This window comes from Acetivibrio sp. (genome assembly GCF_035371925.1).
GTDB lineage: Bacteria > Bacillota > Clostridia > Acetivibrionales > Acetivibrionaceae > Hungateiclostridium.
In genome coordinates this window covers 1-15,449 of sequence record NZ_DAORXT010000069.1, presented here as the reverse complement: position 1 = coordinate 15,449, position 15,449 = coordinate 1, and the positions used below count along the sequence as shown (strand labels likewise).

Below are 15,449 nucleotides of genomic sequence, written 5' to 3'. Positions count from 1 at the left end.
ACATAATTTGCAAGCAAAGCAAAAGCTTCTGCTCTTGATGCATAGTTTCCCGGTTTAAAAGTACCATCCGGATATCCATTTATTATATTTTTTAATTTGCATGTCAAAACAGCCGCATAGTACCATGAATTCTTTTGAACATCAGAAAACACATCAACATCAGGAAGAACATCCTCCTCATGCCAATTATTAATTTTTACCGTTAATGCAGCAATTTCAGCCCTGGTAATCGGATTATTAGGTTTGAAACTTCCATCGGGATATCCTTCAAGAATTCCATTACTCGAAGCTTTGTCAACCGCTTTTTTGTACCAATCACTATCTTTTACGTCATTAAATAATTTTACTTTAGTATTTAAAACTTTAAGATTGGGTTTTGATTTTAAAAGAACGGTAAGATATTCAGCTCTGGTTATGTATGTATCAGGTTTAATTATATAACCATTGTCGGTCAAATAACCTTTTACCAAACCACGTTCTGCCAAATACTTGATAGATTCCTCAGCCCAGTGTCCTGAAATGTCCCTGAAAAAAATAGTGTCCTTTCCGGACGAGTCTGCAAAAACACAGTTTGCAAATAATTGCATTAAAATTGTAAGTACGAGTGCTAAAGATGTCAGCCTACCCTTGAAAAATTTCATTTTAATTCTCCCCTTTATATAATTAATCTAAAAAATAATACCAATATATGATAATTGTACATTCTCTTTTTATATATTATCTCTTTCTAAAAACAAACCTCCGCTTATTGCTGAGGCTGTACATCCTGCAATATGTTTTGAAAATATTCTTACCTTGACTTACCAATAGTATATTATTCTTCTGAAAAAAAATCAACATATTCCATGCATTCGCTTACGGTTAATCTATTGATATTATTCCTAAGATTTGAAATGTTTACCTGTAAATAATGCACAGTATAATAAATCTCCCACGATATAAAATAACATCGACGCAACAATATAAACACAGTCTTGTTTGGAGTGATAAAATGGCAGAAAAAAACTATAAGCAAAAAAACATGGCAGTACCAATTGAAAAACACAACACAGCAGCTTGGGCAAATATCGAAAAGAAAAAGCCCGAGTCAGGAGTTACCATACCTAGTGAACTTCAAGTAGAAAACGCAAAAGAATATGTAGATTCAAATCAGAAGTAAAAGCATAATCCAAACACCATTGTGACAGCATACTAATAAAAGCTCGGGACATCGAGTCCCTTCGCTTTTGCCTCTTTCATTTCATTCCAAGAGGCCAAATAAAAGAGGCTGTTGCACCAATCTCCCGGTGCAGCAGCCCTCTTTCATACTACCAATTACGAATATTTCTGCTCTGCCATCCTCTTATAAGTCTCATAACGCTCTCTTGCATCTCGTTCTGCAACGTCAAACATTTCTCCTGCCGCATCGGGGAACACATTCAAAAGCTGTGAATACCTGATTTCTCCGCGGAGGAAGTCCTTGTAAGGAGCAGTGGGTTCTTTCGATTCTAAAATAAACGGATTTTTACCCTGCTCTTTAAGCATCGGATTGTATCTGTACAAATGCCAGTAACCGGCCTCGACAGCACATTTTTCCTCAAATATGCTTGTGCCCATTCCGGTCTTTATACCATGGCTTATACATGGCGAATATGCGATTATAAGTGACGGACCTTTATAGCTTTCTGCCTCCACCATGGCTTTTACGGTCTGGTTCATATTTGCGCCCATGGCTATCTGAGCCACATACACATAACCGTAACTCATAGCCATGAGACCCAAGTCCTTCTTCCGAACCCTTTTACCTGCAGCCGCAAACTTCGCAACAGCCGCTGTAGGAGTTGCCTTTGAAGACTGACCGCCGGTATTGGAGTAAACTTCGGTATCCAATACAAGTATATTTACATCTTCACCGGATGAAAGAACCTGATCGACTCCGCCATAACCGATGTCATAAGCCCATCCGTCTCCACCTATCATCCAAATGGACTTCTTAATGAGATAATCCTTCTTTTCCATTATCTCTTCAATTATCCGGTTACCTTTGTAATCATAGTCTTTCAGTGCCTCAAAAATGTGTTTGGTAGCTTTTTTGGAGCCTTCTGCATCATCTCTTGCATCCAGCCATTCTCTAAAGGCATTTTTAACCTTTTCATCAATATCCGAATTTATCGCCGTCTGCATAAGGTCGGCAAGTTTCGCCCTTATCTGCTTGACTCCCAAATACATTCCAAAGCCGTATTCCGCATTATCCTCAAACAAGGAGTTGGCCCATGCAGGTCCTTTTCCCTCTGCATTGGTGGTATAAGCTATGGATGGAGAACTTGCCCCCCATATGGATGAGCATCCGGTCGCGTTGGCAATCATCATTCTCTCGCCAAAAAGCTGGGTGAGAAGTCTTACATAAGGTGTCTCACCGCATCCAGGACAAGCTCCGTTGAATTCCAACAACGGCCTTATAAGCTGGCTTCCTTTCAATGTATTGCGGTCCAACAGATTTTCCTTCTGGGTAACAGTCATTGCAAACTCCCAGTTGTCGGCCTGTTTTTCTATTTGCTCTTCCGCAGGCTTCATAATCAGCGCCTTCTCCTTTGTAGGACAAACGTCAGCACAATTGCCGCATCCGGTACAGTCAAGAGGAGAAATTTGCACACGGAAATGCAGATTCTCAAACCCTTTTCCTATAGCCTTTTTGGTCAAGAAGGTCTCCGGTGCACGGCTCTGTTCCTCATCATTTAATAAGAACAAGCGCACTGTACTGTGAGGACATACGAAGGAACACTGTCCGCATTGGATACATTCATCAATCTGCCACTCGGGAATCATTGGTGCAATTCCCCGTTTTTCATAAGCCGTAGTACCCAAAGGATGTGTACCGTCTTCCATTCCCACAAATACGCTGACAGGCAAGTCATCACCTTCATTTCTGGCCATTACCCTTTGAATCTTTCTCACAAATTCCGGTTCTTCCTTCTTCACAGGCATATCTTCATCAGCAGCATTTTTCCAAGATTCAGGCACATTTACCCTTATCAACGCTTCCTGTCCCTTGTCAACTGCAGCATTATTCATTTCCACTATCTTCTGGCCCTTTTTGCCGTAGGATTTTACAATAGAGTCTTTAAGATACTTTACGGCATCCTCAATAGGAATTATGTTTGCCAGCTTGAAGAATGCCGACTGCATCACCATATTGATTCTGTTGCCAAGACCAATATCCGAAGCAATCTGCAGAGCATCTATTACATAGAACTTTATGTCGTTATTTGCTATATATCTCTTCATTGACGCGGGAAGATGTGTGTCCAGCTCCTCCTCATTCCACGGGCAGTTAAGTACAAAAGTACCTCCCTTTTTAAGTCCCTTTAAAATATCATAATTATATATGAAGGACTTATTGTGGCAAGCGATATAATCGGCGTTGTACACAAGATACGGAGAACGCAAAGGCTTCGGACCGAATCTTAAATGGGAAACGGTAATTCCTCCAGATTTTTTACTGTCATAGGAGAAATACCCCTGTACATACATGTTAGTATTGTCCCCTATTATTTTTATGGCAGATTTGTTCGCTCCTACCGTACCGTCAGAGCCCAAGCCCCAGAATTTGCAGCTTATTGTTCCTTGAGGCGTGGTTTCGATTATGTCTCCTTCAGGAAGGGACAGATTGGTTACATCGTCAACAATTCCAATAGTAAAGTTGTTTTTTGGCTCTTCCTGCTTCAAATTTTCAAATACGGATATTATGTGGGACGGTCTGGTGTCTTTTGAGCCCAGTCCATACCTTCCTCCCACGATAATAGGCCTGTTTTCCTTGGACAGATAGAGTTTTGACACATCAAGATACAGAGGTTCACCTGGTGCTCCCGGCTCCTTTGTCCTGTCAAGCACTGCAATTCTCTTTACTGTGCTTGGAATCACATCAAAGAAATATTTTTCGGAGAAAGGTCTGTAGAGGCGTACTCTCACTGCACCCACCTTTTCTCCCTTTGCCATAAGGTAGTCAATGGTTTCGTCAATGGTGTCGCAGACGGAACCCATTGCCACAATTACATATTCCGCATCTTTTGCCCCGTAATAGTCAAACGGGCGGTATTCGCGGCCTGTAATTCTCTTTATTTCCTGCATATAGCTTGCAACAATATCCGGAACGCTGTCATAGAATTTATTTTGCACTTCTCTTCCCTGGAAGTAAATATCCGGATTCTGTGCAGTTCCCCTTGCAACAGGATGTTCAGGATTTAAAGCCCTGTCCCTGAATTCCTTTATTGCATTATAGTCAACAAGCTTTGCAAGTTCATCATACTCTATCAATCCAACCTTCTGATACTCGTGGGATGTCCTAAAGCCGTCAAAAAAGTGGATGAAAGGAATTCGGGATTTAATTGCTGCAAGATGTGCAACACATCCTAAATCTGCCACTTCTTGAACATTAGCTGATGCAAGAAGTGCAACTCCGGTCTGGCGGCAGGCCATTACATCCTGATGGTCGCCAAATATCGACAGAGCATGGGTTGCAATTGCTCTTGCCGATACATGCAACACTCCCGGCAAAAGCTCTCCTGCCATTTTGTACAGGTTCGGAATCATCAGCAAAAGTCCCTGGGAAGCTGTATAAGTAGTAGTCAATGCTCCTGCCGCAAGAGAACCGTGCATTGCACCGGCAGCACCTGCCTCTGATTGCATTTGAACTACTCTTACTTCCTGTCCGAAAATGTTTTTCTTTCCATGGGCTGCCCACTCGTCCACCCCTTCCGCCATAGGCGATGACGGTGTTATGGGATATATTGCTGCAACATCAGTAAATGCATAAGATGCATAGGCAGCTGCCTGATTTCCATCCAGTGTTTCAAATTTCTGCATTTTTGTCACTCTCCTATTCTTTCCCGTTACGTTTTTGATTCTATTTTGAGAATTACACAGGAATTTCTTGATTGTTTCCCAAATCGTTTAAATGCTCTTAAATATTATGCCTTATTCTTGCTTTATAAATACCGATTTAGGCTGTCCGCATACCGGACAAACATAATCTTCCGGCAAATCCTCAAAGGGAATGTCTCCTGTGTATTCATATCCGCAAATACTGCATACATATTTTTCTCTTTTTGGTTGAGGCTGGCTTTCTTCTGTATGTTCCAGCTTAATATATGTCGGAGCGTTTTTAGGACTTCTTCCTTTTATTACCTTGTGGTAATAAGAATATGTCATGGGCTCTTCTTTTGAAATAAAGTCCGCATCTAAAACTTTGCCCAAAAAAACAGTATGGGTGTCTGTCTCCATCTTATTAATTACCTCACAGATAAGATAGGCACACCCATCCGCTAAAATCGGCATATCATTTTTTATGTCATACTTGACAGAATCAAATTTATTAACATCCTTGCCTGTCTTAAATCCAAAAGTCCCTATAATTGACGGATCCGAATTCTGTGACAGAACAGTAAGTGCAAACTTGCCTGTTTTTTCAATGCACCGGTTTGTATAGTTGTCATGGTGGATGCTGATTGCAACCGTCGCAGGTTCTGCCGTAATTTGCATGGCACTGTTGACCACACATCCGGTCGGACGTTCTTCGTCCCAAACTGAAGCAATGTAGACCCCGTAAGATAAATTCCATAAAGCGTTAATATTCATTTCTTGTCTCTCCTTTTTGTAAAATCACTCTGCAATCAATTTATCCTGTCTATATATATGTTCCACAAGCCATGTGGCTAAAAAATCCAACAATTCCAAAAGAGTCTCCTTCTGGTTTTCATCCACAACTTCGGGAGTATACTCACTTATTTTCTGTATAAAATCATCATGGGCAACTTTCTGGGTAAACAGTTTTTTATATCCAATACTTTCCATATACTCTTCTTCATGCTTAAAATGATACTTGGTATAATCCCTAAGCTCATTAATCAAATCCATTATGTGGTCATACTTGTCGGGAATAAATTCATTTTTAAGCAAATTGTAAGTCTCATCGGCAATAGCAAAAAGCCGGGCATGCTCTTTGTCGATAAAATCAATTCCCGTAAAGTATTCAGGTTTCATTTCATACATATTCATCTCTCCTTTTCTCGGGTATCGGGTATGATAATAATATTCTTTGCACAAAATAACCATAAAATATATCGGATTTTATTGCTAATATGTAAATGAAATTATCGTCACCCTTATTCAACCAATAAACATATCTATTATTAACATAACCGTAAACCCTACCAGCAATGAATATGTCGCCAATCTTTCATATCCATGGCTGTGTGTATCGGGAATCATTTCATCACTAATAACATAGAGCATTGTACCGCCGGCAAAAGCCAACGCAAAAGGCAGTATTTGCTCCGAAATTGATGAACCGAAATAACCGATAAATGTTCCCACTACTTCCACCAATCCTGTGGCAGAACCAATCAATAAAGCTCTTTTTTTGCTCATTCCTGCAAGAATCATAGGAGAAATAATCACCATACCCTCGGGTATGTTTTGCAATGCAATACCAATGGCAACCGTCAAAGCATTGCTTATATCTTCACTTCCAAATCCAACACCGGCTGCCAATCCTTCCGGAAAATTGTGAATTGCAATTGCAAATACAAACAGCAAAACCTTATTGAGCGATTCGTTGTACTCATGCTTTTCCACATCTACTCCCGACAAGTTGTGCAAATGGGGAGTTAATTTGTCCATGAGGTTTAAGAATATCGCTCCAAAAAAAATGCCCAAGACAGTCACCCATATTCCCGACCGTCCGGTCATCTCTGCAGAGGGCAAAATAAGTCCCATTACTGAGGCTGCCAGCATAACTCCCGCTGCAAAGCCCAATATGGCATTATTATATTTTGGCGGTATATTGCGAAACATAAATCCGATTAATGAACCTACAACGGTTGCTCCGCCAACGCCAATTGCAGTTATTAGTACTAAAAACATTCGGCACCTCTTGTATCATAAGTATTTTTTTCTATTGATACAGGTTATTCTCTTTCTTACTTAATATACCCTGCTAATTTTTAATATAAACAAAAATTTTTTTATAAGACTGCCTTAAGAGGGAAATTAAGACTTTCAGCTCCCGCTGCATTTTCAATTATTTCTTCATGGGAAAATCCCCTGTCTCTCAAGGAATAATAAACCTTTAATGCACAGTCCGGCACATAAATGTGAAGTGCCGAAAAGAAACCTCCAATTGTATATTTACCCATGTATGCAGGAATAAATACCGTTTCCATCGCATGAATTTTTATTTTTTCCGCATTGTAAATTATCTCTGCTTCACCGTCCAAAAACATAAACGCGGAAAACAGTCCTTTTGAATTTAATTCAAGAAAGCACCCTCCGCTCTTAATTTCCTTTACGCAAAAGTACTCACTTATCGCAAGATACTTTGCTTCTATTCCATTCTTACAGTAAACGGTAAGTCCTTTATACAAGGCTTTTGAATTTTTAAAAGAAAGAACATCCAGTGCTTTATGTACATGAAGGGGTCTTTTATTTCCTTTAGAGTCTGTCCTGTCATAGTCAAAAAGCCTGTATGTAATGTCTGAGTTTTGTTGTATTTCAGCAACCACCAACCCGTCATTTAGTGCATGTACAGTGCCTGCCGGGACAAACACCACGTCACCTTTCTTCACCCGAATCTCTCTGTACAATCCGTCGTGCTTTCCCTTTAAAATAGACTCCCGAATTTTTATCGGGTTTTTGCAAGCTTCTGAGAATCCGTGAATAACCGTTGCTCCCGATTTGGCATCAATGACATACCACATTTCGGTCTTGCCTGAGTTATTCTCGTGTTCTTTGGCATATTCATCACCGGGATGCACCTGAATGGACAGGCGGTCGTTTGCATCAATAAATTTTAGAAGCAGCGGAAATCCCGTGTTCATCGGCGAAATTGCAAATTTGTCTCCAAGAATCTTTTTTCTTCCGTATTTTTTTATAACATCAACAATACTTTGGTCTTTTAAGACACCATTGGCAATTTTGGTTTCACTTTGAGGAATGGCAGAAAGTTCCCAGCTTTCTGCGACACGTCCCGAAAATACGGGCTTTCCCAATCTTTTAAGACTATGCCCTCCCCATATATAGTCCTTGTACACAGGCGTCATTTTATAGGGATACAACATGATAAACACCTCCGATTATTGTCAGTAATCAAAAGAAGCCTATCTTGTCTTTAAAATGACTTCATGTGCATCAAGCTATATAAAAGGCTGCTGTAAAAAATATTCTTTTTTTAGATATGTCTATAAAGATTTGATTTCAGACATTTTTAAATACGATATTATGTAAGATACCAGGCTTTCTGCGCCCATATTTAGATTTACTCCTTGTTCGGTCAGACCGTCATAGCAGCCTCCTGTCTCATCGTCAACAAGGCGTATTCCTTTGGAATTTATTCCGTCATACCAGGCATTGCATATTTTCGCTTTTTCAAAATATTGCTTTTTTCCTGTCAATTCATAAGCCTCTAAATAGGTTAAAACAGCTTCACAGGCTTCCACCGGCTGTTCATCGAATTCCGCCTGCATTTGACCCTTTTTAAACCATCCATTGCATCCGACAGGCTTAAAATACCCATCTCTGAAGGTTATTCTCCCGAGAAAATCCAGACTTTCTTCGGCCTTTTCAAGAAATCTCTTTTCTCCGGTAACCTTGTACGCTGCCAGAAGGGACCACGGAAGAACGCTGTTGCAATATGCCACAATATCTTCAAACCAGTTCCACTCTCCGTCCTTATGCTCATCATATTGGCGGCAAAGGGATTGGGCTATATTGAAAACAAGCTCTTTTGAAGCTTCATTATCAAAAAATGAAAGACCTATTGCAGAATATGCCTTGCCCCTGAGATAATCTAGTTTATCCGCCTGGGGCATGGCTTTATTAAAGACTTCCAAAAGGGCATGTTTAATACCTTTTGGAGTAAAATCACAAGAAAGAGCAAATCCAATAGCCCACAGGCATCTTCCGAAGCAGTCGTCAGAACCTTCTTTCTCAAGCCATTTTCGGTCATAACCCATAAAGTTTTTGAACTTGCCCTTTTCATTCTGGGCATTCAGCAAAAAAGATGAGTACCTATAAGCAAGATCAAGATATTTTTTCTTTCCGTACCTTTTATACAACATCAGCGCCATAATTAAGGCTCTGGCATTGTCATCCGTTGTATACCCGTGATTCGGATCCGGAAGAGAGTATTTTGAGTGCTGAAGCATTCCCGTATCATCGGTCATTCGGAAAATGTGGTCATCTTTTATATTTTCACAATACCTAAAACCGCAAATCTCCATATCATGCTCCCTGAGTGCTTTGTTTTTCGAGAGTGTCGATAAAAAGCTTGGAATAAGAATCGGCCACATTTTCCCACATCATAGTCCTTCCAAGACTTAATGTCCTTCTCTCCATCTCTTCCTTTGCCTTAGGATTTTCAAGGATATATTCAATATGTCTTGCCAGAGAATCCGAATCTCTAAACTCTGCCAAAAGTCCTCTGCCCTCTGCCAGCATTTCCCGGGCATAGCTGTACGGAGTTGATACAATTACTCTGCCGTACCCTACCGCATAAGCCAACGTGCCGCTCACCGCTTGGTCTTTTCCCAAGTACGGTGTCATATAGATATCCGACAGCTTAAGATAGTACATAATTTCATCCCTGGTAAGATATTTGTCTACAAACCATACATGCTCCTTTATTCCAAGTTCTTCAACCATTTGCAAAAGCTTTTCCCTGTAAACCTCGCCAGATTCCTTTTTTATGCAAGGATGCGTCTGTCCAAGAATAAGGTAAACAATATCTTTGTGTTTTTTAGCCACCTTTGCAATGGCTTCAATTCCATATTCCAATCCCTTGCCGGGACCTATCAGCCCGAAAGTACTTATCACACTGCGGTCCGAAAGCCCGAATTTTTTCTTAAGTTCCTCTCTGGACTCAAGGTCTTTATAAGGTACTCCATGGTGTATTACTTCAATCTTTTCTTTGCCAATACCATATACTTCTTCGAGGATAGGTACTGTATTTTGTGCCATGGTAACTACCTTTGCACTTTTTTGGCCCAGTATTTCAAGTATTTTCTTTTGTTTTTCCAAAGGATTTGGAAGCACAGTATGAAGTGTGAGAATAAAAGGTATTTTGATATTGTCTACAAGTTCCAGGATATATTCTCCAAATTCCCCTCCAAATATGCCGTACTCATGCTCTATAACAAGAAGATCAATGTCAGAGTCGTTAATTCTTTCTGCTGTCTTTGTATAGCTTTCTCTCTCATGCTGTTCTAGCTCCATAATTACTCTGCTGCTGTAATTGTAATCATTATCGCTTACAGCAATAACCTTTGGATTTGGTATATCATCAATCTTGTCAAGCTCCCTCACCAGGTCGTTGGTAAAGGTTGCAAGCCCACACCCCCTTGGAGGATAAGTACTTAAAAATGCTATGTTTCGAATTTTGTCTAAAGCCATTTCAAAACCTCCTATATCTTGTTGCCGCAATACTTCAGGAAAATATATTGCAACTTGCTTATATTATCTGTTTCTTTAAACTTCCTCACTCAAAAAATATTTGCCTTTTATACCGCTATCGGTTGGCTGAAGTTTTCCGTCAAAACGGAATTGTATTTCTCACTGTCCTTGTCAATTTTACAATTTGACATAACTACAGAATTTATAACTTTAGCTCCACTCTCTACATTAACATTGTCCCAAACCACGCTGTCCACAACCTTTGCCCCCATTCCGACAACAGCATTGTCGAATAAAACCGCATTGGGACCTACCACCGCCGCAGGACCTATCTCAACATTTTCACCAATGTATACGGGACCTTTTATCTTTGCACTTATGTCAACTTTTGCACTATCGTTGATGTATATGCAATTTTGTCCAAAATCATAATTGCAAATCGGAACAAGACCTTTGAGTATGTCTTTATGAACTTTTAAGTATTTTCCCGGTGTACCTAAGTCAAGCCAGTAATTGCATTTATCGTACACCGCTATCTTATATGCTTTCTCAAGCAGCAAAGGGTAGGTTTCCCTTTCAACGGACACTGCCCTTCCGGTAGGAATGTAATTTAAAATCTCCCGTTCAAAGATATATACTCCTGCATTAATCAGATTGGATTTACTTTCGTGGGGCTGGGGCTTTTCTTTAAACGCCGTAATAAAGCTATCGTCGTCATGCTCAATGACACCATAAGCCGAAGGATTGTCAACCCGGGTTACGGCAATGGTTGCCAGTGCCCCTTTTTCTTTGTGGAAGCGTATCATGTCCGCTATGTCTATGTCGCTCAATATATCGGCATTAAACACAAGGAATGTATCGCCCAAAAAATCCTCAGCGTTTTTTATAGCTCCTGCGGTGCCCAAAGGACTTTCCTCGGTTATATAGTTTATTTTAACACCAAATTTTTTTCCGTCCTCAAAATATTTGTCAATTTTATGCGGTTTGTAACATGTACTCAATACAATTTCATCAATACCGAAGCTCTTTAGTCTTTCTATATTCCTTTCTAAAAGTGGCTTTCCCATAATGGGTACCATTGGCTTGGGTAAATCGTTGGTAATAGGTCTTAAGCGAGTTCCGAGACCTCCTGCTAAAAATAACGCTTTCATTGTTTATTCCTCCTATTTTGGATGTGTTGTCCTAATTGCTGTCTAAAATTAAATTTGTCAAATTGTCTTTGGCTCAGGACATCTTTTTATATATTCAAGCAAATCACCAAGCTTTGTTGTTGCCATTGCAATGCAAGTATCGGCAGCACCGTAATATACTTTAATCTCCCCTGTTTTTTCATCATATACCCATCCGCAGGGGAATACCACGTCATCCACATCCCCTTCTCTTTCATAGAATTCCTGCGGGCCAAATACCCATTCATCACTCCTGCGCAGGACCTTCGACGGATTCTCAAGGTCTAAAAGCGCAAGTCCAAGCCTGTAAATAGATCCGGACGCAGTCTGTCTTACCCCGTGGTACAATATAAGCCATCCCTCCGAAGTTTCAAGGGGCGGACAATTAAGTCCCACTTTATTTGCGTCCCACCATCCGCCTTTTCTTGCTTTGATTAATATCTGATGCTCACCCCAGTATTTTAGGTCATCGGAACGGGAAATCCAAATATGTGCCCCAGGTCCATGATGAGCTGAAATCGGTCTATGTATAAGAACCCATTTTCCGTGAATCCTCTTAGGAAACAGTGCAGCATCCTTGTCCTCAGGAGGCATAATGGCACCAAGCTTCTCAAAGTTTTCAAAATCTTTCGTAAGCGCTAAAGATACCAATGGTCCGCCTTTGGAATAGGCAGTATATACAACAGCGTATTTCCCCAGTTCTTCAATCCATGTAATTCTCGGGTCTTCTACCCCCCATTCCTCTTCGGGAAATTTTTCGGGCTCAGCCTCAAAGGTAGGTTTGTCATCAATTATCCAATTGCTTATACCGTCATCGCTGATAGCTTTTGTTAGATGAGAAAAGCCTCTTCTGTCCTCGACTCTTGTCAGCAGCAAAACCTTGCCGTTATATGTGGTTGCTGCGGGATTAAAAACTGTGTTTGCCGCATAAGGCCAGTTTTTCGCTGAAAGGATCGGATTTCCCCAGTATCTTTTGAAAAGCTCCTTGTAAGAATGCCTGTCAGAACCCATAAGCTTTGTTTCAAACCTGCTTGTCATTACCATTCACTCCTTCATCCCAACAGTATTCTCAATGACTTTTCAATATATTACATCTTATTGTCAAAAAGCGCTTTAAGACTCCTTTATTTAACGGATAAAATATTAATAACGATAAAAACCGCTATAAATATAGTATCAATTAACTAAAGGAATATTAAAACGCTTTATTAGCACTCACCCTAAATGAGTGCTAATAATATTCTAATGAACATTTTCATTTTTGTCAAGCTTACTTTCGAAAAATCTCGCCTCGAGTGCTTATACTGCTTGGAAGGAGTGATTTTTTAATATGGGGAAATATCTATAAATATCAATATCCCATTTCCTTTAATATTCTTGACAAAGTGCGAAGTCTCTCTCCAATAAGTTCTCCATCCTCACTGAGTGCCTGATTAAACAACTTTATATCTTCGTCGATTTTTTCGTTTTCAGTGCATACAGATACTGTCATAGCATCACCCTGCAATCCAACTCTGTCTATAACAGGCTTTTCGGGATCATAAAACTTCTCGTATCGATAAGCATCTTGAAAATAAAGCTTTGCCCTGCAAACAAGGATTGCCAGGTCAAGAACTCGATGAAGGGGCAGTTCTTCGGATTGCCTAGACCATTTTTCACCCGTATATCTCCAAACTTTAGCCGAAATATCCACCTTCCCCCGGTCATTCCATTGTGCAAGCCCCAGGGAAAGGCCCTTTGCATCCGAATCATAAGCATATCTTCCGTCAACATTTTCATAGTTTTCACATACAATGACAGGTTTGTGCTTTAAAGTAGTCGGTATCTTCATTTTATATTTTCCTCCATCTCATATATTCTCTACTAAACTAGTAATTTAGTAAATTAGTAATTAACTAAATTCATTGTATCATTTTTAGGCTCTTCCGTCAACCCAAAAATATCAAGTCATTAAAAAAAGAGCCCGAAGGCTCTTATTAATACATTAACATGAAAATTCCAAATATTATTTTGAGGTTTTTAAAACTTCTTGCAATGCTTCTTGAAGCACTTTGGAAAAGTTTATTCCTGCTTTCTCCGCTTCAACATTAAGCCAATACGGTATTGTGCAATTCTTTTTAACCGCTCTATTATCTACCCTTTTGCGATACTCTGCAAAATCTACATCCACCAATGTAACAATATCATTTTCTTCATGCTGGACCTTCACCGAATACGGCTTTGGCAACGGTTTCCCGTCATCCTCCATATCGATACCCATAAGCCCAATTGCATCCCGGGCCATTTCGATTGCATTTACTACACTTGTACCTTGTGTAGCTATATCAAAATCAGGTATAGATACATAGTAACCGTCTTTTTCTTGAGATATTATTACCGGATAAGCTTCTTTCATTAATGCTCCCTCCTTAAAATCTATAATAAGCAACAGATGAAACCTTCAAGAGCTTTTATAATAGTCCGTGCTTCTTGATTATTTCCCTTGCCAACCTCTCGTTTATCTCCTTATGCCTTGGTATGGGTTCACACTTTTATCCGTTAGTATATATCATGATTACCGCCGTTTCGTTTTAAGTACCATCCGTTCTTTTCGAGAAGTTTTATCAAGTCGTTTCTCTTCATCTATTGTATCACTCGCTTAAACACATTATACGCCTTTTATACGCATATACCAATGTTTTATACGTATTTTATACGTGTTCTATGTGGAGAGAACTCGTTTCAGTATCAATAAAATAATTCCGGCAAAAACGCCGGAATCGTTTATTCATTTACGTTTCCTATTATGTCTTTAATAACTTCACCTGCAATTATCAAGCCTGCAACAGACGGAACAAAGGATGTGCTTCCCGGAATGTTTCTTCTGTCCGTACATTTTCTTTCGGTACCGGGAGGGCATATGCAATTGGTCCTGCAACTTATTGCCATGTCTTCGACAGGCTTTTTCGGTTCCTCGGTGGAATAAACCACCTTCAGCTTCTTTACTCCCCGCTTTCTTAGCTCATACCTCATGACCCTTGCAAGGGGGCAAATAGATGTCTTATATATGTCCGCAACCTTCAGCTGTGTAGGATCAATCTTATTGCCGGCCCCCATGGCACTGATAATCGGCACTCCAAATTCTTTTGCTTTCATAACCAGCTCAATCTTTGCTGTCACCGTGTCTATGGCATCAACAATATAGCTGTAAGATGCAAAGTCAAATTTATCGGAATTCTCTGGAAGGAAAAAGCATTGATGCGCCGTAACATTTGCTTTGGGATTTATATCTAAAATTCTTTCCTTCATAACCTCTACTTTGTACTGTCCTATCGTTTTTCTTGTGGCAATAATTTGCCGGTTCAAATTTGTAAGGCATACCTTGTCGTCATCAACAAGCACAAAATTTCCAACTCCGCTCCTGACAAGAGCCTCAACCGTATAGCCTCCCACTCCGCCTATACCAAAGACTGCAACCGTTGCCTGTTCCAGCTTCTTCATTGCCTCTTTTCCAAATAATATTTCTGTCCTCGAAAATTGATTTAACATATCATACCTGCCCTTACATTGTGATTTTATTTTTTATTTTCCTACATTATTTTTCTTGCAAAATTATAAAAAGTGAATTGCAAAGCTTATTCTTAAAAAATTCTTCTTAGTAAATTATAAATAAAAGCGTCGCTGTCATCAAGAACCATGCAAAATAAAATAGCCTAAACCTTTATTAGGTTTAAGCTATTTGTATGTATGGCTCCTCAAGTAGGACTCGAACCTACGACCCTGCGGTTAACAGCCGCATGCTCTACCGACTGAGCTATTGAGGAATATAAATCTGGCAGCGACCTACTTTCCCGGGACGTCTCCATCCAAGTATCATCG

At 39.9% G+C, this 15,449-nt stretch carries 15 protein-coding genes and 1 tRNA gene; 1 reads left to right on the top strand and 15 read right to left on the bottom strand.

The window, feature by feature from the left end; genetic code table 11:
• The coding region (locus PLH43_RS09870; RefSeq protein WP_324362600.1) for an S-layer homology domain-containing protein at window positions 1-641 on the bottom strand (641 nt) is incomplete at its 3' end.
• A gap of 350 nt (window positions 642-991) precedes the next feature.
• Between PLH43_RS09870 and PLH43_RS09865 the strand changes: the two genes are divergently transcribed.
• Window positions 992-1,159, top strand: coding sequence for a DUF3787 domain-containing protein (locus PLH43_RS09865; RefSeq protein ID WP_324362598.1), 168 nt, complete (start codon window positions 992-994; stop codon window positions 1,157-1,159).
• 155 nt (window positions 1,160-1,314) lie between these two features.
• Here the strand turns inward: PLH43_RS09865 and nifJ are convergent, their stop codons facing one another.
• From nifJ to PLH43_RS09795, 14 genes are all read right to left on the bottom strand, one after another.
• Window positions 1,315-4,842, bottom strand: coding sequence for a pyruvate:ferredoxin (flavodoxin) oxidoreductase (gene nifJ / locus PLH43_RS09860; RefSeq protein ID WP_324362596.1), 3,528 nt, complete (start codon window positions 4,840-4,842; stop codon window positions 1,315-1,317).
• 111 nt (window positions 4,843-4,953) lie between these two features.
• Window positions 4,954-5,613 carry a flavin reductase gene (locus tag PLH43_RS09855; protein ID WP_324362594.1) on the bottom strand — a complete coding sequence of 220 codons (660 nt, stop codon included), beginning with the start codon at window positions 5,611-5,613 and terminating at the stop codon, window positions 4,954-4,956.
• Between the two features lie 24 nt (window positions 5,614-5,637).
• On the bottom strand, window positions 5,638-6,027 hold the full coding sequence (locus PLH43_RS09850; protein WP_324362593.1) for a hemerythrin family protein: 390 nt from the start codon (window positions 6,025-6,027) through the stop codon (window positions 5,638-5,640).
• A 117-nt stretch (window positions 6,028-6,144) separates the two neighbouring features.
• Window positions 6,145-6,900, bottom strand: coding sequence for a ZIP family metal transporter (locus PLH43_RS09845; protein WP_324362591.1), 756 nt, complete (start codon window positions 6,898-6,900; stop codon window positions 6,145-6,147).
• Window positions 6,901-7,001: 101 nt separating this feature from the next.
• Window positions 7,002-8,093 carry a type I phosphomannose isomerase catalytic subunit gene (locus tag PLH43_RS09840; protein ID WP_324362589.1) on the bottom strand — a complete coding sequence of 364 codons (1,092 nt, stop codon included), beginning with the start codon at window positions 8,091-8,093 and terminating at the stop codon, window positions 7,002-7,004.
• Window positions 8,094-8,213: 120 nt separating this feature from the next.
• The gene (locus PLH43_RS09835) at window positions 8,214-9,254 is read right to left on the bottom strand and encodes a glycosyltransferase (RefSeq protein ID WP_324362587.1); all 1,041 of its coding nucleotides are present in this window, start codon (window positions 9,252-9,254) and stop codon (window positions 8,214-8,216) included.
• A gap of 1 nt (window position 9,255) precedes the next feature.
• Window positions 9,256-10,422 (bottom strand): glycosyltransferase family 4 protein, encoded by a 1,167-nt coding sequence (locus tag PLH43_RS09830; protein WP_324362585.1) that lies wholly within the window; start codon window positions 10,420-10,422, stop codon window positions 9,256-9,258.
• A 107-nt stretch (window positions 10,423-10,529) separates the two neighbouring features.
• Complete coding sequence (locus PLH43_RS09825) at window positions 10,530-11,573, bottom strand: NDP-sugar synthase (protein ID WP_324362583.1); 1,044 nt, start codon at window positions 11,571-11,573, stop codon at window positions 10,530-10,532.
• 57 nt (window positions 11,574-11,630) lie between these two features.
• Window positions 11,631-12,629 carry a glycosidase gene (locus PLH43_RS09820; RefSeq protein ID WP_324362581.1) on the bottom strand — a complete coding sequence of 333 codons (999 nt, stop codon included), beginning with the start codon at window positions 12,627-12,629 and terminating at the stop codon, window positions 11,631-11,633.
• A gap of 313 nt (window positions 12,630-12,942) precedes the next feature.
• Complete coding sequence (locus tag PLH43_RS09815) at window positions 12,943-13,422, bottom strand: DUF6530 family protein (protein WP_324362579.1); 480 nt, start codon at window positions 13,420-13,422, stop codon at window positions 12,943-12,945.
• A 174-nt stretch (window positions 13,423-13,596) separates the two neighbouring features.
• Window positions 13,597-13,986 carry a type II toxin-antitoxin system HicB family antitoxin gene (locus PLH43_RS09810; RefSeq protein ID WP_324362577.1) on the bottom strand — a complete coding sequence of 130 codons (390 nt, stop codon included), beginning with the start codon at window positions 13,984-13,986 and terminating at the stop codon, window positions 13,597-13,599.
• Between the two features lie 143 nt (window positions 13,987-14,129).
• Window positions 14,130-14,213: a type II toxin-antitoxin system HicA family toxin gene (locus PLH43_RS13675; RefSeq protein WP_349255148.1), complete on the bottom strand. Its 84-nt coding sequence runs from the start codon at window positions 14,211-14,213 to the stop codon at window positions 14,130-14,132.
• 141 nt (window positions 14,214-14,354) lie between these two features.
• Entirely contained in the window at window positions 14,355-15,119 is a 765-nt protein-coding gene (locus PLH43_RS09800; protein ID WP_324362575.1) for a tRNA threonylcarbamoyladenosine dehydratase, read from the bottom strand.
• Between the two features lie 199 nt (window positions 15,120-15,318).
• Window positions 15,319-15,394 (bottom strand) — tRNA-Asn (locus tag PLH43_RS09795).
• Between the last annotated feature and the right edge of the window lie 55 nt (window positions 15,395-15,449).